Genomic DNA, 24,542 nt, shown 5'->3' with positions numbered 1-24,542 from the left:
CTCCTTCCTATATTCCATCCTTTTCCAATATGGTTGATTAAGTCTATTTCCAACTGTGCCCGATCTTCTTCAAAATATCTTACTGCTCTGCCCGCTTTTCCTTATTGATAAATCCAGCACTTGTATGAATGATCACCTTATCGAAGATCATGAACATGGTTGGAAGCAAGAGAATAACAACTACCATACTGATCAACGCGCCACGTGCCATCAGTGTACACAGGGAGCTGATCATATCAATGTTTGAATACATACCAACACCGAAGGTTGCGGCGAAGAAGCTCAATGCACTGACAACGATAGACTGTACAGAGCCCTTCATTCCTTCGATGACCGCTTCCTTCTTTGCAAGGCCGTTATGTCTTGCACGCTTATATTTGTTCGTCATCAAAATTGCATAATCAACAGTTGCACCAAGCTGGATCGTGCCGATTACGATGGAGGCGATAAATGGAATCGCTGTCTTCGTGTAGGTTGGAATACCCATGTTGATAAAAATTGCAAACTCGATAACCGCAACCAGGATAACCGGAAGTGTAATGGACTTGAATACAAATGCAATAATTACGAAGATAACACCGATGGATACGGCACTTACCATCTTGAAATCCTCATCTGTGATCTCAATCAGATCCTTCGTACATGGTGCTTCACCGATTAACATACCGTTTTCATCACAATCCTTGACCATCTGCTTCAAGGTATCACACTGCTCATTTACTTCATCCGAAGCCACCTTGTATTCCGACATAATCAAAAGCATCTTATATTTGCCGCTCTCAAACACTTCACGGATCTGATCCGGAAGCATATCCTTCGGAATTGTAGAGCCGACGATACTGTCAAGACCAAGTACCGCCTTAACACCGTCTACCTTCTCCATTTCCTTTGTCATCTTTACAACATCCTTTGTCGGTGTGTTCGCATCCAGAAGCACCATGTGGGTTGCACCCATGTGATACTGTTCTTCCAGTTTGTTGTTCGCTGTGATACTCTCCAGACTCTCCGGAAGTGTACCTGCCAAATCATAATAGACGGTATTGTGTGTGTAACCATAAACGGCCGGTCCGATCAGCACGAAGAACAGAATCAGGAATATGTAAAAATGCTGTGTTACCCATTTTGAAATACCGGACAAGTCCGGAAGGATAACCTTGTGTTTTGTCTTCTCGATTGCATTGTCAAATATCAAAATCATAGACGGAAGAACCGTTACACAACAGATTACGCCGAACACAACACCCTTTGCCATAACGACACCCAAGTCCATGCCAAGTGTGAAGCTCATGAAGCACAGAGCGATGAAGCCTGCCACGGTTGTGATGGAACTGCCGACAACCGAAGATATCGTGTTTGAGATTGCATGTGCCATCGCACGTCCCTTCTCGCCCGGATATACCTGCTGCTTCTCTTCGTAGCTGTGCCACAGGAAGATGGAATAGTCCATTGTGACACCGAGCTGCAGTACCGCCGCCAGTGCCTGTGTGACATAGGAGATTTCTCCTTTGAACACATTCGTACCTAAGTTGTATACGATCGCCATACCGATACTAAGCAGGAAGAATACCGGGATAATCGCCGAGTCCATTGCAAGTGCAAGAACGATTGTTGAAAGGATGACCGCGATCAGTACATAGATTGGTGTCTCCTTGTTCGACAGATTCTTCGTATCTGTTACGACTGCAGACATACCGGAGAGGTAACACTGCTTATTCATAACCTTACGTAAGTTCTCGATGGCATCCATCGTCTCATCGGCTGAAATGGAATTCGGATACAGAACAAACAGGATCGTAGAATCCGCATCCTTGTTGATGAACACATCCTTGATGCTGTCCGGAAGCATCTCCACCGGTACTGACAGATCAAGGAAGGAATCATACCATAATACATCCTTTACCCCGTCTACCTTGCACATTTCCTTCCGCATCTTGGAGATGTCTTTGTCGGACATTCCCTCGACGACGCACATGGAAAATGCACCGGTTCCAAATTCGTCCACCATAATCTCCTGGCCTTTCATTGTGTCAATCTCATCCGGAAGATAGTTCAAAATGTCGTAGTTTACACGGGTATGAAAATATCCGAAGGCTGACGGAATCAGTAAGAGAATACCGATTATCAAAATCAGACTTCTGTGTTTTACTACCCACTTTCCAAATCGAATCACGATTCATCCACCTTTCTTTCTTTTCTTTCTTGATTCTTTTTTGTTGCAACCCTATAATAAAAAAGAGATTGAATATATGGAACATTCAATCTCTCTTTAATGTATTATGCCTCTATACAGACCTATTCTTTTGTATAATTATATCAACATCCGTGTGTTTGTGTATGGCTATTTTATATCTTTTATCTCAAATTCCCTCTTGACAAAAACACATCTTATCTTAAACAAGTTCATTCAATACATCCATCATAGACGATTTCGTCAGATATTTATAAATCTCCGACAAATCCTTCGGTGCAATCATATAATCCCGTTTGATCCACGCAATCGCCACATAACACATGGAGTTTGCGTAGTATTCGGCAATGATCTGACGGTCAAGCCATGGGTATTTGTGATTCTTACCCTGTTTCTTCTGGTCAATAATGTCTAACAAAAGTTTTGAAACCTCGCTTCGCGCAATGCTTTCAAACGAATTCTGCCCCTCTATGCGGACAGCACGCTCGTAAAAATGCCGGTCATTCTGGATATTCGAGAACAACAATGTCAGTCCTTCCTGTATCATATCATTCATCAAAAGCGGCTTGATCGGTGCAAGCAGATCATGCCGGACAATATACTCCAAAAGCGCGTATTTGTCCGAAAAATGATTATAGAATGTTGGCCGAATCACCCCCGCCTTATCGGTGATGTCCTTGATCGTGATCTTCTCCATCGGCTGTTTGCAGAGCAGCTCCTTAAAGCTTCTTGCAAGCAGTTCGTCCGTTGTTTCTCTTTTCCCTTTTGGCTGCATACTTATCCTTCCTTCTCTGTTTCCTATTCTGTGAGCTACCCACAACTATTTATTCTCCACGTCCTCTACATAAGTGGTGCCACCAACCGCAGCAGGCTCTGTCCGAACATCTTTGTTTTACTGGTCTTCCGGATCTCCTCCAACGTCACCTCGTCACACTTCGCAAGTGTCAGCATATAGTCTTCCTTAATTTCATAGATGACACTGCTGTTGAACATCCAGACGCCACATTCAAAATGCAGATACAGACTCCGATAGTCAAAATTAATCGTTCCGACTGTCGCGACCTTATCATCCACGACTACCGTCTTCGCATGAATAAAGCCCGGCGTATACTGATAGATCTTCACGCCCGCTTCAATCAGCTGATAATAATACGACTGCGTCACCAGATACACAAGCTTCTTATCCGGGATTCCCGGTGTGATAATCCGCACATCGATCCCGCTTTTTGCCGCAAGTGTCAGTGCGGTTACCATCTCATTGTCGATAATCAGATACGGCGTTGTAATATACACATAATGTTTCGCCTTGTTGATCATATTCAGGTAGATATTCTCACCGACGATTTCATTGTCCACAGGCGTATCTCCATATGGCTGTATGTAGCCATCCGAGAAAAATGCAATCTCCTGATGTTTCTCCGGCGAATACGAAGAATAATCATCCTTCTCTCCGGTTAACATCAGCCATGTCTGCAGGAACATCAGTGTAAGATTCCAAACCGCTTCACCCTTCAGCATGATACCGGTGTCCTTCCAATGTCCGAACCGCGATTTCTTGTTGATATATTCGTCCGCGAGATTGATTCCCCCGGTAAATCCCACATATCCGTCAATAACCGTAATCTTCCGGTGGTCACGGTTGTTCTGCCGCAGGTTAAAGAACGGTCCGATCGGGTTAAATGCGGCAACCTTGATTCCCTTCTCCCTCATATCCTTGATAAATCGGGACGGAATCCACATCGAGCAGCCAAAATCATCATAAATCAGCCGGACATCCACGCCTTCCTTCGCCTTTCGCTCCATGATTTCTAAGATCGTATCCCACATCTCGCCCTGCTTGATAATAAAATACTCCATGAATATAAAATGCTTCGCATTATTTAATTCTTCCACCAGCTTTGCGAAATTATCCTCGCCGAGCGGGAAATACTTCACCACTGTATTCTTGTAGACCGGATAGCCTGCCGTCTTCGAGATATATGTTGACTGCACACTCGCACTCTGACTGAGCTTCCGGATCTCCCGCTGCCGACTCTTATCGCTTGGCATATACTGAAATGTATCAAGATGATTCTTCTGCGCATCCCGGATAAACTTCATGCGCGTCCGGTTGCCTGCGATTGCGATATATAGCACGCCTCCTAAGATCGGCGTAACTGCCATAAGCAGAATCCACGTCAGCTTATACGCAGGATTCTCCTGTTTATTGACGATATACAGAACGACCGATGCCGAAAGCAGCAACGCAAGCGTCTTCCAGTAGATCATATAATTCTTGGCAATTCCATACAGAAATACCCAGAAAAAGATCTGCAGAATCAGCGTAAATACAACAATGGCAATCTTCGTGATATAAACAGACTTCGCTTTATTCTGATGTCCATATCGCAACTTCTCATGTTCCTTATCATCATGATGTTTTGCTTTCACATCCAACGGTTCCTGCAATCTTCCCAGTCCTTTCTTATCTCTTCCTGTAAACTGTATCTATCAGGCTCTTACATCCATTATTCCCTGCTCCAGCGTCCCGACGCCCCACAAGGCAGAATCAATCCGCTTTCCTTTACCGGAAGTCCAATCTCCTGCGACTCCACGCATCCGCCAAACTTCGCACAGACCTCTGTAGAGATCATATACGTAAGCACCGCCGGTGCCAATCCGGTTGTATACGAATTCACAAGGAAAAATAATGGATCATCCGACAAAAGCTGACTTGCCAATGCAATAAATGGATGAATTTTCTCCTCTAATTTCCAGATTTCTCCCTTCGGTCCACGTCCATACGATGGCGGATCCATAATGATTCCATCATAATGATTGCCACGGCGGATCTCACGTTCCACGAACTTTACGCAGTCATCCACAAGCCAGCGGATTGGTGCATCACCAAGGCCGGAGGATACCGCATTTTCCTTGCCCCAGGTTATCATCCCCTTCGATGCATCCACATGCGTAACCTTCGCACCGGCCTTCGCCGCCGCAAGCGTCGCACCTCCGGTATATCCAAAGAGATTCAGCACTTTAATCTCCCTGCCGGCATGTCGAATCTTCTCTGAGAACCAGTCCCAGTTTGTTGCCTGTTCCGGGAAAAGTCCGGTATGCTTAAAGGTAAATGGTTTCAGATGAAATGTCAGATCCTTATAATGGATGCTCCATTGTTCCGGCAGATCAAAGAATTCCCACTCACCGCCACCTTTGTTGCTTCTATGATAATGTCCATTCAACTTTTTCCACGCCGGATTCTTACGCGGTGTATCCCACAATACCTGCGGATCCGGACGCAGCAGCACGTATTTTCCCCATCGTTCTAGTTTCTCCCCCTTGGAGCAATCTATAATTTCATAGTCTTTCCACTGATCGGCTACCCACATATACTTTTTATCCCTTTCGTCTATTTTTTTATACAGATACTAGCATTTTTTTATACTTGCAATACTAACACACTCTTTATAGATTATGCAAGAAATAAAAGATTCATCCACATCAAGATGTATTCAAAAAAAATACAGTTTGCATGATTTGTAGTTCATGCAAACTGTATACTCTTACCAGTCACGTTTCTCAATTGGTATATATTCCTTATGATGTCCAACGAATTTGTAAGCTGGACGGATAATCTTGCCCTTGTTCACAAGCTCCTCAATCCGGTGTGCAGACCAGCCGGAGATACGGGAAATCGCAAAAATCGGTGTGAATATCTCGATTGGCAGTTTCAACATCGTATAGACGAATCCACTGTAGAAATCGACATTCGCACAGACGGTCTTGAATGTCCGGCGATGCTCACTGATCAGATCCGCTGCAATACGCTCCACTCTGTCATACAGCGCGAACTCATCCTGCAAGCCCTTCTCCTCAGAAAGCTTCTTCGCATATTTCTTCAAGATTACCGCTCTTGGGTCAGACTCGCTATAAACCGCATGTCCCATACCATAGATCAAACCGGAATGATCGAATCCCTTCTTGTCAAGGAGCCCCTGCAGATACTCAGAAATCTCATCCTCGTTCTCCCAATCCTTCACATGCATCTTCATATCATCAAACATCTGTTGAACCTTGATATTCGCGCCACCATGCTTCGGTCCCTTCAGAGAACCAAGGGAAGCCGCGACGGTCGAATACGTATCGGTTCCTGTCGATGTTAGTACGTGTGTTGTAAATGTCGAGTTGTTACCACCACCATGCTCCGCATGGATAACCAGACAGACATCTAAAACTTTTGCTTCTAACGCCGTGTATTTGCCATCGGTACGAAGCAGACGCAGGATATTCTCTGCGGTCGAAAGCTCCTTCTTCGGTCTGTGGATAACTAAGCTCTTATCGAGGTAATAATGTCTATAAGCCTGATAACCGTACGCCGCCATAACCGGGAACTGGGCAATCAGCTGCAAGCACTGCATCAGCACATTTTTGATATCCAGATTGTTCGGATCCGGATCATAAGTATATAAAGTCAAAACACATTTCTGCAGGACATTCATCATATCACGGCTCGGTGCCTTCATGATAACGTCACGGTTAAAGCTCTCCGGAAGCTGGCGAAGCTCGCCAAGCACTTCCTTGAAGCAATCGAGCTGTTCCTGACTTGGCAGATCACCGAACAAAAGCAGATATGTCGTCTCTTCAAATCCATATTGACTGTTTCGGAAACCCTGTACGAGCTGCTGTACCTCATACCCCTGAAAATAAAGCTCTCCTGGAATTGGCACACGATGTCCATCCACTACGCTAAATCCCATAACGTCGGACACCTCTGTAAGTCCGGTCAGTACGCCTCGTCCGTTGGAGTCTCGAAGTCCCCGCTTTACGTTGTACTCTTCGTAGAGATTTAAGTCAATCTTTCCCGAATCGTTACAGAAACGTACATATTCATCTAGTATCTGGTCAAACTTCAAATCTGACATGCCATCAACTCCTATCTTATTCGATCTTTTTGCTCGTAGAATAGCTGTAATCTGTTATCTTTCCCGTTTCCGGATCAGCATAAGCACTTATACTGATATAATCCGTATCTTCATACTTGTATATATAATATGAAATAAACGATGAATACTCATCCTTCGAGAAGTCATCTTCGCCCAGATCTCCATAAACAGATTCAATCTTACTTCCATCATCGGTCATGGAAATCCCTCCCGGAAATACGGCATTTCCTGTATAATAATTCTTATCTATATCAATTTTTGATATGTATGCGTGTTCAGGCAAAATAGCATTACCGGTATAATTCTCCAACGTGATTCCAATCTTTTCCCCATTCTTCTCCATGTAAGTACTCTCACTGCTTTTCCCACCGATATAAGCCGATACAGCAGTATCCAGCGCCCAACCATCTGCGGCAAACTCAGAGAACGTAACCGGAAGCACATAATTCTTGTCACCGATTGTAATAATTCTGTCAAAGCGGTCTGTACTCGGTCCTTCCGGAGCAACATACTTATCATTGATTGCCGGAGCATCCATACTAATATCACTCACATTCGCTCCGATATCCGGCAGTTTTGAATTCACAAGGCTGATGGAATACAGGTTCTTTTCATCCGATACCTCTAAATCCATGCCATCTTTGATTTCATCTCCGGCATAATCAATCGCAACATACTGGCTGTCATCAATAGAATGCGTTCCTTCATAACGGCTCTCCGGTGCACCAAAAACAGCCTTAATATCGTTCTCTGTCGAAGTAAACAGTTGGATTCCATTTGAAAGCTCGATTGAAAAATCATCCTTATGGTCGTCTGTTCTTGCATTAAATGAAAATCCGACAACAAAACAACTGTTTATGTCTGCCTCATTCATTCCAGGGTTCGCCACAACTATTGTTAATTCTGCACGATCTGTATAACAATTCAGATAATCCCAATCGCCCGATGCCACTTTGACAACAGAGCTATCTGTCTGCCAGCCCTTTGATTTCCACTCCGAATATGGAAGCGGGAACTGGTAGATCGTACCATCAATATTCGCTGTATAATCTCTCCACGAATCAGAGAGCTCCGTTGGCCAGACATATTCACCTGCACCACTTACGTCTGCCTCTGTCGTTGCTTCCGTTGTATTCTCTGTCGTCGCATCTGTCGTGCTGGCAGCTTCTGTCATCTCGGCCGGCGATTCTGTCGTCGTTGCATCGTTATCTTTTTTCTTTCCACCGCCTAAGATCAGAACCAGACCTACAATCAGCGCCACAACAGCTGCTGCAATCCCTGCGATCAATCCAATCTTCTTTTTATTATTTTCCGGTGCAGCATCGTTCTGTCCTGGTGTCAGATGCATCGACTGCATCGACGCAGACATCGAATTGTTTCCTGATGTTGTATACGGATTTGCCTGTGGCATTGCATTGCCCGCAGCAACCGGTCCACTTCCATATAAATCTGTGAGCAGCTGTCCGATATCCTGATAACGTTCCGAAGCCTTTACTGCCAGTCCCTTGCGAAGCACAGCCTCTGTCCGCTCTGATACGGAGATTCCCCTCTTCGAAGGATCTGTATAGGTATCCTCTTCCATACGTTCTACGCCATTCGGCGGAACCTCACCGGTAAGCATCTTATACATCGTCGCACACAAGCTGTAGATATCGGTCCAAGGTCCCTGCTTCCCCTTCGCATAATACTGCTCCGGTGGTGCATACCCATGTTTTAATATCACGGTATAAGTTTTATCAGTCTCCGCAGATTGTCCACGCACCGAGCCAAAATCAATCAGCTTGATCTTGCCCTCGTTATCTACCATGATGTTATCCGGGCTGATATCCCGGTGTACCAATCCATTTTTATGTACCTCATACAAAGACTCAAATACAGGTTTCATCAAAGTAAGCACAGTCGCCTCATCTAACGTGCCTCCCATGCCCTTCAGATAATGCTTGAGATCCACGCCATTGATATACTCCATAACAATATATCCGGTGCCATTCTCATAGAAAAAATCTTTAACGGATACAATACCCTGCAGCTGATAGAATTTTGAGAGATTTCTCGCCTCTTCCACATAACGCTTCAAACCTTTGTCATAGATTTCCTGCTTGTTCTCATTCGTTGTAACTGTCGTTGTCGCCATTGTATCACGATGCGCGAAACTCTCCGGGAAATATTCCTTAATAGCAATATAGGTCTGAAGATTCAGATCCCAGCCGATATAAGTGATTCCAAAACCACCCATACCAATTACCCGGCCAATCATGTATTTGCCCTGTAACACTGTAAACGGACGTAAGCAGTTTGGTTTCTCTTCGTATCCACTCACGTCAAATCCGCAATACGGACATGTGTCTTCCCCTTGTCCAAGGGGCTGCATACAATTCGGACATTTGTCGTATCTATTCTGCATGACTTTCCTCTCATTCTCACCCATAAGCAACCGGTCCGCCCCTCTGTGCAAACCGGTTATTTTACATATACTTGTTAATTATAGCAAATTTCATAGGTCGCTACAAGTTTTTTGTCACAAATGCTTCACCCCGGTCAGATTTATGTGCTCAGATCTCAATCAGATATTTCTCGAATGCATTCACAACCTTGGTGTTCTTATATTCGGAGATCCTTTTAAAATCTCTTCCATAATTAATATGCACATGTCCGTGTGCAAACAACATCGGTTCATACTCATCCAAAATCTGATAGAACGCCTGAAATCCTGTATGCGGCAGATCGGTACTATCATTTAACTCAAACGCCGGAGAATGTGTGATCAGAATATCCAGTCCTCCCGCCTTCTTAATCTTCTTCCGCAGCTTACGCACACGTTTCTTCATCTCGTTCTCGGTAAACTGATAAGTTCCGAAATTATAGCACATGCTTCCTCCAAGCCCCGCAATCCGGACACCATTGTACACATATACATCATCGTCAATACAGATACACCCATCCGGCGGTGTCTCATCATAACAGGAATCATGGTTGCCATGCACATACAAAATCGGCACCTTCGCAAATGTCGCTATAAAAGACAGGAACTGTGGAGCCAGATCGCCACAGGAAATGATCAGATCTATCCCCTCTAATTTACTTTTCTCAAAATAATCCCAATAATACTTGGACTCTTCGTCTGCAAGTAACAAAATCTTCATTTATCCTAGCCCTCGTCCTTTACCTTTTTTTGTTTCACATCCGGATTTGTCTCATTCTTACTCTCATTCTGCCCGGCATCTGCTTTCGTGTCATTCTTACCATCGTTCTGCCCGGCATCCGCTTTTGTGTCATTCTTACCATCGTTCTGCCCGGCATCCGCTTTTGTGTCGTCCTTGACACCCTTCTGCTCAACGAAGGATTTCGCCTCGTCCTTCATATCTTTGATGTCCGGAATCTCACCCTCTACGTTATCGACCAGCCAGTTCATCAGCATGATTTCTTCCGGTGTCATGATTTCCTCATCTTCATTTTTTATCGTGTTGTCCTGTGCACGGAGCACACCATAAAACGGATGAAAGCTATTCTCGCGGATCAATTTACCGATGATTCCGACTAACTGTTTCGTTCCCTCCGGCACCTTGTTCGAACAGATAATATCAACGACTTCTGCGGAAAGCCCCCACCAGTAGTTGATTGCCTTTGTTTTCACAGCATCATCCTGCTTGATTGCGCCATTTACCACGCTCTCAATCAGTTTCGCATAAAACTCGCCCCACTGATATAGCGGGAATGCCAGGTTCACTGTTTCCTCCCCTTCCAGCTTATACAATCCATACCGGCGATTATGTGAATTCGGCTTGATCATAACCTGATCGGAGATGTATTCGATTCCGTTCTCCTCGAATTCACGCAGTACATTTTCACGCGTATTTCCCTTCACGGTCGTCCATTCGAGATAGACCTTTGCATAAGGGTTCACCATGCGCGCACCGAGTGCAAACGCATTGATATTCGCAGTCATACCGACAATCGGATAATCCGCCACATAACCAATCTTTCCACTTTTTGACATCGCACCTGCGATCATGCCGGCAAGGAACTTCACCTCATAAAGTCTGGCATAATATGTGCTGATAACCTTATGTGATGTATTCAGTGAGCAGTTCATAATCGTGACTTCCGGGTGATTGACTGCAACCTTCACGCTCGCGCTGATGAGCTGTGGCGTCGTCGTGAAAATAATCGACACACCCATCGTGATCAGATCTTCCATCGCAGAGATTGCTTCCTCCTCAGATTCGATATTATGCACCTTCAGTGTCTTAATCGTATCCGGATAATGTTCATCCAAATATAATCGTCCAAGTTCGTGTCCATACAGCCACTCAGATTCCTGCGGATCCTTGTTGAACACGAACGCTACCATCACTTTCTTCGGGGTCGCGCTTCGGAAATAATCCATCAGTTTCTTGCGTCCAAGCTTCGTCGGCTCCATATGCAGTTCCACTTCCCTGCCTTTGGACTCGATCAGAAACTCATCCCACAGAAGCTTGATCTTCTCCTTCATCTCCGCTTCGGTCATCTTCTTCACGGCTTCATATCCGTAGATGTCAATAAAGATCAGCAAGGTATCACTGGTAGTAAGCGGCAGCTTATCTCCGCCAAGTGCCTTAAACGACACGCAGAACCGATGGTTTGCAGATCCGAAATCTATCTTCTGCTCATCTGTCCACTCCGCATCCGGATCCGGACTGGTCAGCTCCAACAGACGGCGGAAACATCCCTCCTGCGAAAACCAGATATAGTTAATCTCCGTCAACTTGTAAAAATCCATGAATTCATAATAGATCTTTACCTGCAGATCATCCGTTTTCTTCGGAATCTTTCTGGTTACCTGTGCCGGGATCGTGACCGCATCAAAATATTTCATCACGGATACACGCTTATTTCCCTCTACAACATAGAATTTATTCATATATTCGTAAACCTTGATTGGATCACGAATTCCCTCTTCGATCTGGCTGTCACACAGTGCCGACCATTTGGCACCAAATTCTGTCTTATAATCAAGCAGTGGCATAAAGTTGTTCGCAAACGCGTATGTTCTGCCGACATTGCTTGTTCCCACGATACGGTCAAGTGGAATCTGTACGATGCCAAGTGGCATCTCGCCCACGATATCAACACCTTCTAATATTTCATCCAAAACCGGAAGGTATTCATTTTCTCCCTTGGATACTGCATTTTTAAATGCTTTCAATCCCAATTTCTGTGCTTTTTCGTATTCTACATATGACATAATCGATCCACCTCGTCTCTCATATTGCAACGCAATTGTTTTCGTCTCTTAAGTCTTTGTTTGCATACTTGGTTATTATTATATGCGGTTTCTGCATATTATACAAGAGATTTTCCCCTAACAGCGGGGATATTCGACACGGACGCTTTCTGTGGGGTGATGGTTCTGTTCCGGGACCGCTTCCGCTTAGTTGCTCCGAGCAGCGGTACTAAATTCGCGCACGCGCTCATTAAGTACCGACTGTCGCAAATGTCCCTGCACAGAATCCATCATCCCACACAGAAAGCTGTGCATGATCCGCGAAAAGCCCCGCTGTCCTCGCCACGCCCGAAGCCAACCGGGGCTTTGTGGCTGGTTTTACGTTTTTCCTCCAATTTACTTGCTTCTCAATAGCTTCCGGTTGGGGGGGCTCCGGTTTTTCAACTTTTCCCAAAACTCGCTTGCTTCTCTTAATAGCAAAAACGCCCGGTTTGCAACCGGGCGTTTCCAAACCTAAATTAATAATTATAGCAATTCAACTCTTTCACTTCTTGTTTACCCGTGTCCGTATAGTTCAGCCCCAGAGCTACCTATGCATCATCACAGCTTACACCATTCATGATCTGGAGTATTAACAAAGCGGCTATATCCTGTGACAACAGTACCCTCTCTTGTAAATCCTTCTCCTGCCCCGACACAACCAGTCTTATAAAATCTTTGCTATACGCGACAGACAGATCCGCGGTTCCCATAAGATCGACAGAGGGATTCATGTTCAAAACATCAACCATACTTTTCTTAGCATTTTCCAGCTGTGCATCCGTATATTGAACTTCAATCCTGCGCTCCGAATTGATTCTTGCACTTTCGCACTCGCCATTTTCTTCCCACGATTTCAAATTATTCTGTTCATACAGTTTCAGATCCGAATCAGAAACACCATCTTTCTCTTTTTCATTGTATTATAGAATTTCTTCAATTTGCACCCCTCTTATAATCGCTCATTTAAACTTATTTCAATCCCATTCTATTGTTCTGATTCCATTCTAATTTAACACCAGCGATTCCATATCACTTACAAACCCGTCCATGTCTCCGGTACTATTTTCTGACCTGTAAGAAATTCCATAGCACGTATCATCTGACATTTTTATAATAATCGTACAGCCTGCTTCTATTCCCGTGATATCCGAGTCCTCATCTACGTTCTCTGCTTCCCAACTACAGATATTTCGATTATTCATGCTATTGATGATTGCGTCCTTCGTCGCGTCGTCCGCATCTCCCACAATATCGTCGGCAGACAGGTTTTCGATGTTTCCATTTGTAGTGAATACTTTACCAAGCTTCAAATCAATCACGGTTGTCTGGCATGTTTCTCCTTCTACATGTTCCACAATGACCGTCTCTACCTGATCCTGATATTCTGGCAGGAATTTGTTCGTCGTAATCTTCAGTGCAGCATAATCGGGAATTTCTGTTCTATCTTGTAACTCCTTATAATCATTAAGCAGAAATCTCGGATCTCCCTCGCCGATATTCTCGTAGGTCAATCCGTAATAGCTGACAAATGCGTCGAAATCAACGCCATCAAATTCCGATTCGTCGATGTTGAATTCCTCACATACATATTCCAGTGTTAGCTTCTCATCCTTCGCCTGCGCTTGTCCATGTTCTGTCGTAACATTATCCTGATCTTTCTGACTGCCTTCTGTTGTGATATTTCCCTGTTCCTTTTGATTATCCTGCTTATCTGACACGCACCCTGCAAGGGAAAGCATCAGGGCTGCCACTATCACATAATAATATTTTCTTCTCATATCTTGCTCCTATCTGAAATCCCGCTTTATTCTAAATTCTAAGCATGCCCATACGTTCTACCATTCCTTGCACCCTTAGAATGACTGTTTCTAGTTTAATTTAAAATATCTTCGTAATATCCCGATACCGATTCATTACCCGGTAAATCTCTACACACTCGTCGCCAATCTTATACAACACTACATAATTCCCGCAAATCACATACTTATAATCCGTCCGGAAGCTGACTCTCTTGGCAAGATCCGCTCCCATATACGGAAACTGCTGTATATTCTCAAATCGGGCATATATCTCCTGAATGGTTTTTACCGCCATTTCTTCATTATCTTCGGCAATATACTCTTTAATATTCTTTAAGTCCTCTGCCACAATAGGGTTAATCCGTAATTTCATCATAAGCTATACCCCTACAGATTTCTTAAGTTCATCCACGCTCATCCAAGCACTTTCATCCTTAACTGCTTCTTCTGCTTCCTGCAGCTTCATGAGCAATTTCTTTTCCGCCTTTTCACGTTCATAATCTTCCATATCCATAACCACAAACCTGCCTCTGCCATTTTTGGTCAAAAACACAGGTTCTCCGACTTGGCAATTTTTCAACACTTCATTATAATTTCTTAAATCTGATACAGGTAATATATTCGGCATAAAATCAACTTCCTTTCTTAGATATTGTTCCTTCACTTATATATTATACAAAAATAAGCTGTAAAATTCAACGTAGAATTTTACAGCCAAAAATAATGCAAATTTTCTTCTATTTATGAATATTCTGACAATTCACATTTCTTATACATAAAGAAAAGTCCCATAAACACTAGGTTTACAGGACTTAACCTTATCTTTTATTATCTTAAAAATTCAAGAATTAGCAAACACCCTGTGCAAGCATAGCGTTTACAACCTTCTCGAAACCAGCGATGTTAGCACCGGCTACATAGTCATCGTTTCCGCCAACTGTTGCATTGTATCTCTTAGCAGCATCTGAAATGTTAGCGTAGATTGTCTCCATGATTCCCTTAAGCTTTCCATCAACTTCCTCAAATGTCCAAGAAAGTCTCTCAGAGTTCTGGCTCATCTCAAGTGCAGAAGTAGCAACACCACCTGCATTTGCAGCCTTACCACCTACGAAGAGAACACCATTCTCCTGAAGGTACTTTGTAGCTTCCAATGTTGTAGGCATGTTAGCACCCTCTGTTACAGAGATAACGCCGTTTGCTACAAGCATCTTAGCATCGTCAAGGTTCAACTCGTTCTGAGTTGCACATGGAAGAGCAAGGTCACACTTAACAGACCATACACCGTGATCATCTGCGTTCTTCTTCTCATGATACTGCGCAGATGGACGAGCTGCAGCGTACTCTGTAAGACGTGCCCTCTTAACTTCCTTAACCTCCTTCAGAAGGTCAACATCGATTCCTTCTGGATCGTAGATCCAGCCTGTAGAATCAGAACATGTTACACACTTCGCACCAAGCTGATGTGCCTTCTGGATTGCGTAGATTGCTACGTTACCAGCACCGGATACTGCACAAGTCTTACCAGCGATATCGATATCGTGATCCTTCAGAAGTGCACTTGTAAGGTATAATAAACCATATCCTGTAGCTTCTGTACGAGCAAGTGAACCACCATATGTAAGTCCCTTACCTGTAAGAACGCCTTCGAACATTCCACGGATTCTCTTGTACTGACCGAACATGAAGCCGATCTCTCTTGCGCCTGTTCCGATGTCACCGGCAGGTACATCGACATCAGCGCCGATATATTTGCAAAGCTCTGTCATAAAGCTCTGGCAGAATGCCATGATCTCACGGTCTGACTTGCCCTTTGGATCAAAGTCAGAACCACCCTTACCACCACCGATTGGAAGTGTTGTAAGTGAGTTCTTGAATACCTGCTCAAAACCTAAGAACTTGATGATACCAAGGTTTACGGATGGGTGAAGTCTAAGACCACCCTTGTAAGGTCCGATTGCATTGTTGAACTGTACACGGAAACCTCTATTTACCTGAACCTGACCATTGTCATCTACCCATGGAACACGGAACATGAGCTGTCTGTCTGGCTCTGTAATTCTCTCAAGAATTGCATTCTTCTTGTATAATTCCTCGTTCGCATCGATACATGGTCTAAGAGACTCAAGTACTTCTGTTACTGCCTGTAAAAATTCTGGCTGATCTGCATTTTTCTTTCGTACTACCTCGAGTACCTCGTCAACATATGACATAGTAAATTTCCCCCTAGGAATTAAATATTTCGGCATCTTTCAACCGATAGGCACATTATAATACTAAAACAAACAAATGTAAAGGAAAAACTTTAGAATCTTTCGTGAAATTTATTTTCACTTAATAAAGCTCTGCAAAATTGTCCGTTATGTTGTCATTCTGATTCTGGTTCATCCGTCATGTGCTTCTCGCATCCTGTCCCAGCTCCCATTGGGTTCTCTATCTACTCAGTTTTAGAAGCCTTCTCTGCCTTCGCGGTTTTCTCTGCCTTATCAGCCTTCTCTGTCTCCTGGTTTTCTGCAACTTTGGCATGAGACTCAAAATCCCTGCCATCGACCTTCCAATACCGGCATCTATGTTTTACAACTGTTGAAAATACAATCTGCGTCTTTGTCTTTCCAAACTTCTGAAGCTCGCCTACGAAATGATCAAGCTCGGTTGTTGTTGGGAAACGAACCTCAATCAACATCGAGAAATCACCTGTCACGCAATTACATTCTACAACATTCAGCACGCCATTGATATACTCATTAAACTCTTCCCTCTGCTCCGGCTGCACCTCCAGATTGACAAATGCCTTGATATAATGTCCCATTGACTCCGGATTCAACCGCGTTGTAAACCCTTCCAGTACGCCCTCCTGCAGCATACGGTCAATACGGGCGCCAACAGCCGTTGGAGATAAAAACACCTGCTCTGCAATCTCCTTCAGGGATGCTCTAGCGTTTCCCTGCAGGATATCCAGAATCTTACCATCGATCTTATCCAATCTGTAATATACCAGCTCTCTTTTTTCCATTTTGTAATCCTCCTATTTCATACATTCGTGTTCCGCACCAAATGTATATCTGAAATTTATCTGTCTGACAAATCTCCATGATGTCTGTGTCTCACCCGGAAATCTCGTTTCATATCACTCTGATTTCCTATATTCAGCCACAGCCAATATTGTATAGATTATAGCACAATATTATCAACTTGAGAATCCTTTGTGAATTTTTATTTTTGATTTTAATTGTCAAGTGTTACACTTTTTTTGTGTAGGCAAGACAGATCCATCCGGCACCGCTTTTCAGTTTTCCCCATTTCTGCCCGGATACCGTCTTTTCAGCCACGATCGTGTATACCCCCTTGTCGCGGATTACCCCTGTTACTGCATGGGATATACCTGCGTCCTTGCGGATATTCAAGCCATTTGCTGTTACCTTTACCCGGTATTCGTTCTTATATGTTTTTTCTTGCGGATTGATTGGTTCCACGCCTTTCCGGGTTGTTGTTCCATTCCCGGACGCAGGATTCTCTCTGCCCGGTGTGACAGCTGTTTTTCCGGATGAAATATCCTCCGTGGCGACATCTGCAATCCCAAGTGTAGCCAGGATTCCACGAGCATATGCCTCCCCAAATGCGCAGCACTCCACATCGGTATCTGCCTGTGCCGCATCTGATCTGTTATCTACAAATACCCCCTCGCAGATGACTGCCGGGCATTTCGTGCTCCGGATAAATCCGAAATAATCGCGCCCATAGGAATTTTTCTTAGTCTTTATGCCCCGGCTGTTCTGTCCAATCTTCACAATCTCTTTCTCGATGTTTTTTGCAAGCTCCTTTCCTTTGCCGCCAACGACACTGTGAAAGATCTCGAATCCATCTCCGCCGCCGGCGTTGTTGTGAATATCCAAAGCGAGATCCGGTGCAAATGCATTACAACGGTCGATCTTCGACACCAGCCGGTCGGTCACATCCCCTGTTCGGGAAATCTGTGTGTCAACGCCCCTTGCCCGCAGATAATCGTAGCAGGCTTTCGCCATCTTCAGATTCACATCCTTTTCGATAAGATAGCCGACGGCGCCGGGATCGGCGCCTCCATGTCCTACACCAATAAACACACGTGCCATATTGTTCCCTCCAAATATTTTTTTGAAACTTCGAATTTTATCGCAACTTCCGTTGGATATATGTATTTTCATCGCAGACGCGCGCTCGCTCACTTCCGCATGTAACGGTACTAAATTCGCAGGATCAGTCAACAAATTGACTTCCCTGCTTATTAAGTACCGACATGCTCCAATGGGCTGCTTATGAATAATACATATACCCAACTCGCATTGCGAAATATCTGGTCGAAGTTTCTAATATACTATATGCAAGTACGGGAACATTGGCACGCAAACCTTGTGTAGCGTGCGAGCGTTTATAAATAACATTTATTAAGATAAACTGAAAAAAGACTGCAGCGCAGATACGTTGCAGTCTTTGAATTACTATTCTTAATTTTGTCGAGGATCACGTATTTCTTACAGTTCCTCGCCATTTGTCTCGATGACATGCTTATACCAGTCGAAGGAGTCTTTCTTGTAACGGTTGAGTGTTCCGCTGTTCTCGTCCTCCTCGCGGTCAACATAGACAAAGCCATACCGCTTCTGGTAGCCGTTCAGCCAGCTAAGCAGATCTGTATAAGACCATGTACAATAAGCAAGTACCCGGCAGCCGTCATCACATGCTTTTTTTAGTTCTTCGATATGACGCTTCAGGTAATCGATACGATATGGATCATGAATCTTTCCATCCTCGAACTTATCGAACGCGCCCAGACCATTTTCGGAAATCACAATCGGCAGATCATAACGGGATGTGATCTCACGGCAGCACATACGGATGCCCATTGGATCGATCGTCCAATCCCAATCCGTTGTTGGAAGGAATTCATTGGAAGGGTTCTTGTAAAGTCCCGGTACACCCTGTACCTTCGCAGTCCCCTTCTTACCGGTTGTGTTCATCTCATGAGAAGTTCCTACACCATCGATCGGGTTATACTCTACGACAGTTGTCTGGTAATAGTTTACACCCATGAAGTCAACCTTTGCGGCTGCTTCTTTCAAAATCTCAGCATCACCCGGCTCCATCTGTGGTGCGATTCCCTGACTCTCCAGATAGGCGATCGCTGCACGCGGATATCTGCCATATGCATACATATCCATCCAGTAATAATTCCGCAGATCATCGTAGTCCGCTTTCGCCATCGCATTTTCCGGATGACGGTCATATGCGTAGGATGGTGAATATGCGAAGGATGAGCCTACCAGCGCATCCGGATACAGCTTCTTTAATGCAAGCACGCTCTTCGCATGTGCCAGAAATGCATGGTGATTGACCTGATAGAACGTCTTGTCATCATCAACCTTTCCTGGTGGATGCATACCTGCCTGCCAGCCAAGTCCGGTAAATACATTCTGCTCATTCATGATGATCCAATGCTTCACACGATCTCCAAAATGTTCAAATAATGTCGTTGCATAACGAACGAAATCATCCACGATCTGACGGTTCTCCCAGCCATGATACTGCTCTTCAAGTGCCTGTGGCATATCCCAGTGGTACACCGTCACCATCGGCACAATGTTATTCGCGATCAGTTCATCGATCAGGTCATCATAGAACTTCAACCCTTTCTCGTTGATCGCGCCATTTCCATCCGGAATGACTCTTGGCCAGGAAATTGAAAAGCGATAGGTCTTGAGTCCCATCTGGGCCATCAGTTTTACATCTTCCTTGTATCTGTGGTAATGGTCAACCGCCTTATCACCGGTTGTTCCCTGAAATGTCTTGCCCGGAATCCGAACGAACTTGTCCCAGTTCGACATACCCTTTCCATCTTCATCCCAGGCGCCCTCTACCTGATATGCAGCAGATGCACTGCCCCATAAGAAATCAGCAGGGAAGCCTTTTGTCTTCTCAAAATACATCGCGTTCCTCCTTGTCGACTTATAATTTGAATATATTCATGCCTTCATCCAGTTCCTGAGCCGCCTGGCGCATCGCTGTTGATTTGCCTGTGATATCTTCCATGATTGCACCAACCTCGGTCGCGGATGCGGATGTCTGCTCGGTTCCGGCTGCATTTGCCTCTGCAATGGATGTCAGGTTCTGCACGATTCCTACAACCTTTTCTCTTGCATCATTCAGTCGGGTTGTATGCTCCGAAATGCGGTTGATTCCTTCGATTGACTGTTCAACCCCTGACTGTACCTGTTCGAATGCGCTCTCCGTCTGTTCCACATGGTCACTCTGTGTATGCATGATTTCCTTCACGCCATACATCGTCTCCACTGCCTTTTCTGCATCACGCAGCAGTTCCTGTACGATTTCTTCGATATGCGTCGCTGACTCATTTGTCTGCTCCGCAAGCTTCTGAATTTCACTTGCAACAACGCCAAAGCCCTTGCCCTGCTCACCGGCTCTCGCCGCTTCAATACTGGCATTTAATGCAAGCAGATTCGTCTCCTCCGCAATGGATGTGATCAGATGTGTGGCCTCACTGATCTTCATGGCTGCTTCATTCGTTGTATTCGTCTGTTCCGCAATTATGTCAATATGCTCCTCGGCACGTGCATTGACCTTCTCTAATGCCTGCAAAATGTCGGAAGCCTGAGAAGTACATTCCTGCATCTCCTGTGCAAATGCAAGCAGCTTCTCCACCTCGTCGCTCGTCTCCTGCACCATGTTGCCCATCTCCACAACATGCTCTTCTGCGCGCTGTGTCTCACCTGCCTGTGTCGTTGCACCTTCCGCAATATCATTGACCGCCTGTTCCACCTGTTCCATCGTCGTCGATGTCTCCGTGGCATCTGAGTCCAGTACATTAGCAGCGTCCATGACCTGCGCGCTCTTCTCCTTGATATTCTCTACCACACCCTTCAAAGACTGTGTCAGATAGTCAAGGCTTCGTCCCATGCGTCCGATCTCATCCCTACGGTTTGCCAGTCTGGTCTGAATCTCATTCTTCGTCAGATCCATATCTCCGACCTTCACCGTCAGTTCAGAAACCTCATTCATAGGCTTGACAATAATATGCGCAAATACAGATCCGATCGTTGCAACAATCAACAGTTCAAGTAATACGATAATTCCGATTTTTCCTTCTACCTTCCGGATACTGCTGAATACATCGTCATAATCGGCAGTTACTACCATGATAAAATCCTGTGTATCATTCACATAGATACCGGCATACTTGTCTACACCCTTAAATTCATATTTAACAACTTCATTTTCAACCTTCTCACCTTTAGCAATCTTGGCAACCGCATCACTGACCGCCTTGTTCTCCACAGGCTTGCCGATCTTATCTGCCGTTGGATGATACAGCATCGTACCATCGCCGCTGACTACATATATGTAGCTGCTTTCGACACCTTCCACCTGAACGCCTGCAAGTATCGAAGCCAGATGCTCACCGGACAGCGCATCATCACCTTCCGTGTCCAGCTCATTATCCAGCATAACGCCATAAGCTCTGGAAAGATCACGCATATGTCCACGTGTGACTGAGCCGATTTCCTCCTTTGCAGAAGAAATAAACAGTGCACACGCAAATCCTCCCGTTACGAAAGCAAAAAATGCCATCGCCAGTAACATCTTCAGACGCACAGAATGTAAAAAATTAACCTTTTTGTGTTCCATATACCAAAACCTCCTGTAACAAAAATACTATTCATATTTTACCACTTTTTGCGTCAGGATTCAATCATAAGAACACGAAAGACCGCAGATTCGATCCGCGGTCTTTCTATCTTTTTATGTGAATTTACTCCTTGATTGGAAGTCGTTCGTTTCCGATCACAACGAGCTCCACCTGCGAGATGTCAATCGGCATCGAAAATTCGATCACAAAGTCAATCTGTTGCCGTTCCTTGTCATAGTCTTCGGATCCACCTGCCTGAAAATCTTTTCCATCCAGATACGTTCCGTCCTTCATCTTGATCTTGATATACTCATGCAGAGAGAAATCACCGATACTTGTGAATTTCAGCATCCGCTCACTTAACGTTGCTTCCACGATTTTCGCCGAATTGCTGCAATCAAGCGTACCCGGTTCGAACTTACTTTCCTGTAATGCGAATTCCAATGTCCAGTCTGCTTCCTCGATCAAAACCGTATCAGAATACAGTGCCTCCAGATCCGCCTCATCCCGGTCTGCGCATTTCGGATCGGATTTATCAATATGTGTCGTCTCGCCATTTAAACCATCGAATTTCATCGTAAGCACATCGCCCTCCTCGAGTTCCATACCATCTGGAATCAGGTAAATGCTGTCATACATCCGCTGATTTTCTTTCAGATCACTTTCCTCTCCAAGGATCAGGGACGATGTCTCTTCCAGCTTCTGATCTCCGTAATAGAGGTCTCCTCCCCGCATCCGGAAATCCACATCATACGTTTCTGCGTCATAATCCGGATAGGTCACAGTCCAGATTACATCCACCATATCGCCTGTCGTAACTGCCTTCTCAATCTCAAATGTAAGTTTCGTCTTAGCATTTGTGATAACTTTCAATCCATTTGCGTAATCTTCTTCGATATATTCCTGGTCTACATACTGCTCCGGCACCTTCTTCTGATCGTTATGGAAGATTTTATCCAGCAAGCCTTCTGAGTTTGCGTAAGTAATTCCCCCGGATAATACCACTCCTCCGATCAGAGCCGCCGCAATTGTCCGCCATACATGTTTTTTTCGATTGTCCTGAAGCTTCGTCCGTACCCTCCGGATACATGCAGCTGCTTCCATCTCTGGAAATTCCATATATTCTTTCTCTGAATGAACCTGATTTAAAACCTCATATATATCCCTCATATCCGTTCCTCCAATCTTCTATGATTTTTCCACACTTTCTTCTTCGCCCTGGAGACCTTGCTGTAAATGGCGGAATCTGATACACCATATTCTTCGGCAAGCACGTCCACGTCTTCTTCCTCCGCATAATAACGAAGCAATATCTGACGTTCTTCTTCCTTCAGTCCTTCCAGAAGTTTCTCTGTCTCCATGGATATCTCCTGTTCCAGCGTATCAATCCGGTCATTTTTCGCCAACTCGCTCTCATAATTCGAGACATCCTCTTCCATGCATGTCCGGCTGTATCTGCGCAGATAATCAATCGAACGGAACCGGGCAATCGAGACAATCCAATTCTTGAAACTTCCTTTTGCCGCATCAAACCGCTCAATATGCTCCCACACATCCATGAATACATCATCCATGCACTCTTCCATTTCCTCCGGAAGTCCCGCAAGGTTGTGGTTCACCGCAGCCTTCACATAGCCGCCATATTCACGGATCACATACTCCAAAGCCTTCTCATTGCGTCTTTTTAATTTCTCCACAAAATTCTTTTGCGTAATTATTTGTTTCACCCCCGTATCAGTCTAAAGATATCTTCAATTTATTATCCGATCGTTTCTCCTGTTTTCTTGCAAAGAATAAGTAATTTCTGCACACCTTTTGCACACCTAGACAATTTTTAAGCATTAAAAAACGGCGGAAGCCCTTGATTCTACAAGGTTTCCACCGTTTAAGTTATATGCCGGCAACCGGAATCGAACCGGTACGGGAGATTAGTCCCGCAGGATTTTAAGTCCTGTGCGTCTGCCAGTTCCGCCATGCCGGCAAATTTGAACAACGCTTATGCAGTTGTAAGCGACCCGGATGGGGTTCGAACCCACGACCTCCGCCGTGACAGGGCGGCGCTCTAACCAGCTGAGCCACCGGGCCAAAAGTGGACGTTCAGGGACTCGAACCCGGGACCGATCGGTTATGAGCCGATTGCTCTAACCAGCTGAGCTAAACGTCCGTATTGTCGATATACCTGTATACCCACAACATACATCAATATGAAACTTTATAGCTTCGTATCTAATGTACAAAGCCGATGATCGGACTCGAACCGATAACCTGCTGATTACAAATCAGCTGCTCTGCCAATTGAGCCACATCGGCGTATGTATTTTATCAGCTGATTTGTAATCAGCTGCTCTGCCTCTTTATTTATAAATTCACATAAAAGGACCCTCTTTTGAGAATCCTTTCGAATGACCCCAACGGGAATCGAACCCGTGTTACCGCCGTGAAAGGGCGATGTCTTAACCGCTTGACCATGGGGCCTTAAAAAACTCCCCGAGTAGGGCTCGAACCTACAACAACTCGGTTAACAGCCGAGTGCTCTACCATTGAGCTATCGAGGATTATATGCCAGATACAATATTCATGTACCTTCAGAACTTCACACAGATACAAGACTTTCTTTCCGTTCTCAAAACCTCTAAGGATAAGCCCTCGACCTATTAGTACTTGTCAGCTGAACGTGTTGCCACGATTACACTCCAAGCCTATCAACCTTGTA

18 protein-coding genes, 6 tRNA genes and 1 pseudogene are annotated in these 24,542 nt (G+C 44.7%); all 25 read right to left on the bottom strand.

Going from position 1 to position 24,542, the window contains the following annotated elements; translation table 11 throughout:
• Positions 1-79 precede the first annotated feature (79 nt).
• Positions 80-2,170: an efflux RND transporter permease subunit gene (locus tag ACZQK9_RS09930; protein WP_483270472.1), complete on the bottom strand. Its 2,091-nt coding sequence runs from the start codon at positions 2,168-2,170 to the stop codon at positions 80-82.
• Between the two features lie 220 nt (positions 2,171-2,390).
• Complete coding sequence (locus tag ACZQK9_RS09925) at positions 2,391-2,963, bottom strand: TetR/AcrR family transcriptional regulator C-terminal domain-containing protein (RefSeq protein WP_483270471.1); 573 nt, start codon at positions 2,961-2,963, stop codon at positions 2,391-2,393.
• Between the two features lie 65 nt (positions 2,964-3,028).
• Positions 3,029-4,618, bottom strand: a complete 1,590-nt coding sequence (cls, locus tag ACZQK9_RS09920; protein WP_483270470.1) for a cardiolipin synthase — start codon at positions 4,616-4,618, stop codon at positions 3,029-3,031.
• A 77-nt stretch (positions 4,619-4,695) separates the two neighbouring features.
• Positions 4,696-5,559, bottom strand: a complete 864-nt coding sequence (locus tag ACZQK9_RS09915) for a class I SAM-dependent methyltransferase (protein ID WP_178017674.1) — start codon at positions 5,557-5,559, stop codon at positions 4,696-4,698.
• 174 nt (positions 5,560-5,733) lie between these two features.
• Complete coding sequence (locus ACZQK9_RS09910) at positions 5,734-7,092, bottom strand: citrate/2-methylcitrate synthase (RefSeq protein WP_178017675.1); 1,359 nt, start codon at positions 7,090-7,092, stop codon at positions 5,734-5,736.
• Between the two features lie 16 nt (positions 7,093-7,108).
• On the bottom strand, positions 7,109-9,517 hold the full coding sequence (locus ACZQK9_RS09905; protein ID WP_483270469.1) for a serine/threonine protein kinase: 2,409 nt from the start codon (positions 9,515-9,517) through the stop codon (positions 7,109-7,111).
• Between the two features lie 148 nt (positions 9,518-9,665).
• A complete protein-coding gene (locus tag ACZQK9_RS09900) occupies positions 9,666-10,256 on the bottom strand; it encodes a metallophosphoesterase family protein (protein ID WP_178017677.1) in 591 nt (196 codons plus the stop codon).
• Positions 10,257-10,261: 5 nt separating this feature from the next.
• The gene (locus ACZQK9_RS09895) at positions 10,262-12,337 is read right to left on the bottom strand and encodes a BMP family ABC transporter substrate-binding protein (protein ID WP_483270468.1); all 2,076 of its coding nucleotides are present in this window, start codon (positions 12,335-12,337) and stop codon (positions 10,262-10,264) included.
• A gap of 569 nt (positions 12,338-12,906) precedes the next feature.
• A complete protein-coding gene (locus ACZQK9_RS09890) occupies positions 12,907-13,215 on the bottom strand; it encodes a hypothetical protein (protein WP_483270467.1) in 309 nt (102 codons plus the stop codon).
• Positions 13,216-13,362: 147 nt separating this feature from the next.
• Complete coding sequence (locus ACZQK9_RS09885) at positions 13,363-14,136, bottom strand: hypothetical protein (protein WP_483270466.1); 774 nt, start codon at positions 14,134-14,136, stop codon at positions 13,363-13,365.
• Positions 14,137-14,236: 100 nt separating this feature from the next.
• A complete protein-coding gene (locus tag ACZQK9_RS09880; RefSeq protein WP_178017681.1) occupies positions 14,237-14,533 on the bottom strand; it encodes a type II toxin-antitoxin system RelE/ParE family toxin in 297 nt (98 codons plus the stop codon).
• 3 nt (positions 14,534-14,536) lie between these two features.
• Entirely contained in the window at positions 14,537-14,785 is a 249-nt protein-coding gene (locus ACZQK9_RS09875; protein ID WP_178017682.1) for a type II toxin-antitoxin system prevent-host-death family antitoxin, read from the bottom strand.
• A 220-nt stretch (positions 14,786-15,005) separates the two neighbouring features.
• Positions 15,006-16,367: an NADP-specific glutamate dehydrogenase gene (gdhA, locus tag ACZQK9_RS09870; protein WP_483270465.1), complete on the bottom strand. Its 1,362-nt coding sequence runs from the start codon at positions 16,365-16,367 to the stop codon at positions 15,006-15,008.
• A 353-nt stretch (positions 16,368-16,720) separates the two neighbouring features.
• Positions 16,721-17,167, bottom strand: a pseudogene (locus ACZQK9_RS09865) (Lrp/AsnC family transcriptional regulator); the annotation flags it as partial.
• A 226-nt stretch (positions 17,168-17,393) separates the two neighbouring features.
• Positions 17,394-18,263, bottom strand: coding sequence for an N-acetylmuramoyl-L-alanine amidase (locus ACZQK9_RS09860; protein ID WP_483270464.1), 870 nt, complete (start codon positions 18,261-18,263; stop codon positions 17,394-17,396).
• Positions 18,264-18,662: 399 nt separating this feature from the next.
• Positions 18,663-20,111 (bottom strand): glycoside hydrolase family 1 protein, encoded by a 1,449-nt coding sequence (locus ACZQK9_RS09855; protein WP_483270463.1) that lies wholly within the window; start codon positions 20,109-20,111, stop codon positions 18,663-18,665.
• A 19-nt stretch (positions 20,112-20,130) separates the two neighbouring features.
• Positions 20,131-21,828, bottom strand: a complete 1,698-nt coding sequence (locus tag ACZQK9_RS09850; RefSeq protein ID WP_483270462.1) for a methyl-accepting chemotaxis protein — start codon at positions 21,826-21,828, stop codon at positions 20,131-20,133.
• A 124-nt stretch (positions 21,829-21,952) separates the two neighbouring features.
• Positions 21,953-22,999, bottom strand: coding sequence for a hypothetical protein (locus ACZQK9_RS09845; RefSeq protein WP_483270461.1), 1,047 nt, complete (start codon positions 22,997-22,999; stop codon positions 21,953-21,955).
• The gene (locus tag ACZQK9_RS09840; protein WP_483270460.1) at positions 22,996-23,526 is read right to left on the bottom strand and encodes a sigma-70 family RNA polymerase sigma factor; all 531 of its coding nucleotides are present in this window, start codon (positions 23,524-23,526) and stop codon (positions 22,996-22,998) included. Before ACZQK9_RS09840 ends, ACZQK9_RS09845 begins: the two co-directional genes overlap by 4 nt.
• Positions 23,527-23,724: 198 nt before the next feature.
• A tRNA-Leu gene (locus tag ACZQK9_RS09835) sits at positions 23,725-23,810 on the bottom strand.
• A 30-nt stretch (positions 23,811-23,840) separates the two neighbouring features.
• Positions 23,841-23,914, bottom strand: a tRNA-Asp gene (locus ACZQK9_RS09830).
• Positions 23,915-23,919: 5 nt separating this feature from the next.
• Positions 23,920-23,993 (bottom strand) — tRNA-Ile (locus ACZQK9_RS09825).
• 73 nt (positions 23,994-24,066) lie between these two features.
• Positions 24,067-24,139, bottom strand: a tRNA-Thr gene (locus ACZQK9_RS09820).
• 93 nt (positions 24,140-24,232) lie between these two features.
• Positions 24,233-24,304, bottom strand: a tRNA-Glu gene (locus ACZQK9_RS09815).
• A gap of 8 nt (positions 24,305-24,312) precedes the next feature.
• Positions 24,313-24,384 (bottom strand) — tRNA-Asn (locus tag ACZQK9_RS09810).
• Between the last annotated feature and the right edge of the window lie 158 nt (positions 24,385-24,542).

The organism is Wujia sp. (genome assembly GCF_056872695.1).
This window is presented reverse-complemented; position numbering and strand designations above follow the sequence as displayed.

Bases quoted from the DNA above. Each gene is read 5' to 3' on its own strand.
- ACZQK9_RS09915 (WP_178017674.1), bottom strand. From the start codon at position 5,559: ATGTGGGTAGCCGATCAGTGGAAAGACTATGAAATTATAGATTGCTCC.
- ACZQK9_RS09845 (WP_483270461.1), bottom strand. From the start codon at position 22,999: ATGAGGGATATATATGAGGTTTTAAATCAGGTTCATTCAGAGAAAGAA.
- ACZQK9_RS09875 (WP_178017682.1), bottom strand. From the start codon at position 14,785: ATGCCGAATATATTACCTGTATCAGATTTAAGAAATTATAATGAAGTG.
- ACZQK9_RS09910 (WP_178017675.1), bottom strand. From the start codon at position 7,092: ATGTCAGATTTGAAGTTTGACCAGATACTAGATGAATATGTACGTTTC.
- ACZQK9_RS09895 (WP_483270468.1), bottom strand. From the start codon at position 12,337: ATGTCATATGTAGAATACGAAAAAGCACAGAAATTGGGATTGAAAGCA.
- ACZQK9_RS09860 (WP_483270464.1), bottom strand. From the start codon at position 18,263: ATGGCACGTGTGTTTATTGGTGTAGGACATGGAGGCGCCGATCCCGGC.
- ACZQK9_RS09885 (WP_483270466.1), bottom strand. From the start codon at position 14,136: ATGAGAAGAAAATATTATTATGTGATAGTGGCAGCCCTGATGCTTTCC.
- ACZQK9_RS09880 (WP_178017681.1), bottom strand. From the start codon at position 14,533: ATGATGAAATTACGGATTAACCCTATTGTGGCAGAGGACTTAAAGAAT.
- ACZQK9_RS09855 (WP_483270463.1), bottom strand. From the start codon at position 20,111: ATGTATTTTGAGAAGACAAAAGGCTTCCCTGCTGATTTCTTATGGGGC.
- ACZQK9_RS09850 (WP_483270462.1), bottom strand. From the start codon at position 21,828: ATGGAACACAAAAAGGTTAATTTTTTACATTCTGTGCGTCTGAAGATG.
- gdhA (WP_483270465.1), bottom strand. From the start codon at position 16,367: ATGTCATATGTTGACGAGGTACTCGAGGTAGTACGAAAGAAAAATGCA.
- ACZQK9_RS09900 (WP_178017677.1), bottom strand. From the start codon at position 10,256: ATGAAGATTTTGTTACTTGCAGACGAAGAGTCCAAGTATTATTGGGAT.
- ACZQK9_RS09925 (WP_483270471.1), bottom strand. From the start codon at position 2,963: ATGCAGCCAAAAGGGAAAAGAGAAACAACGGACGAACTGCTTGCAAGA.
- ACZQK9_RS09905 (WP_483270469.1), bottom strand. From the start codon at position 9,517: ATGCAGAATAGATACGACAAATGTCCGAATTGTATGCAGCCCCTTGGA.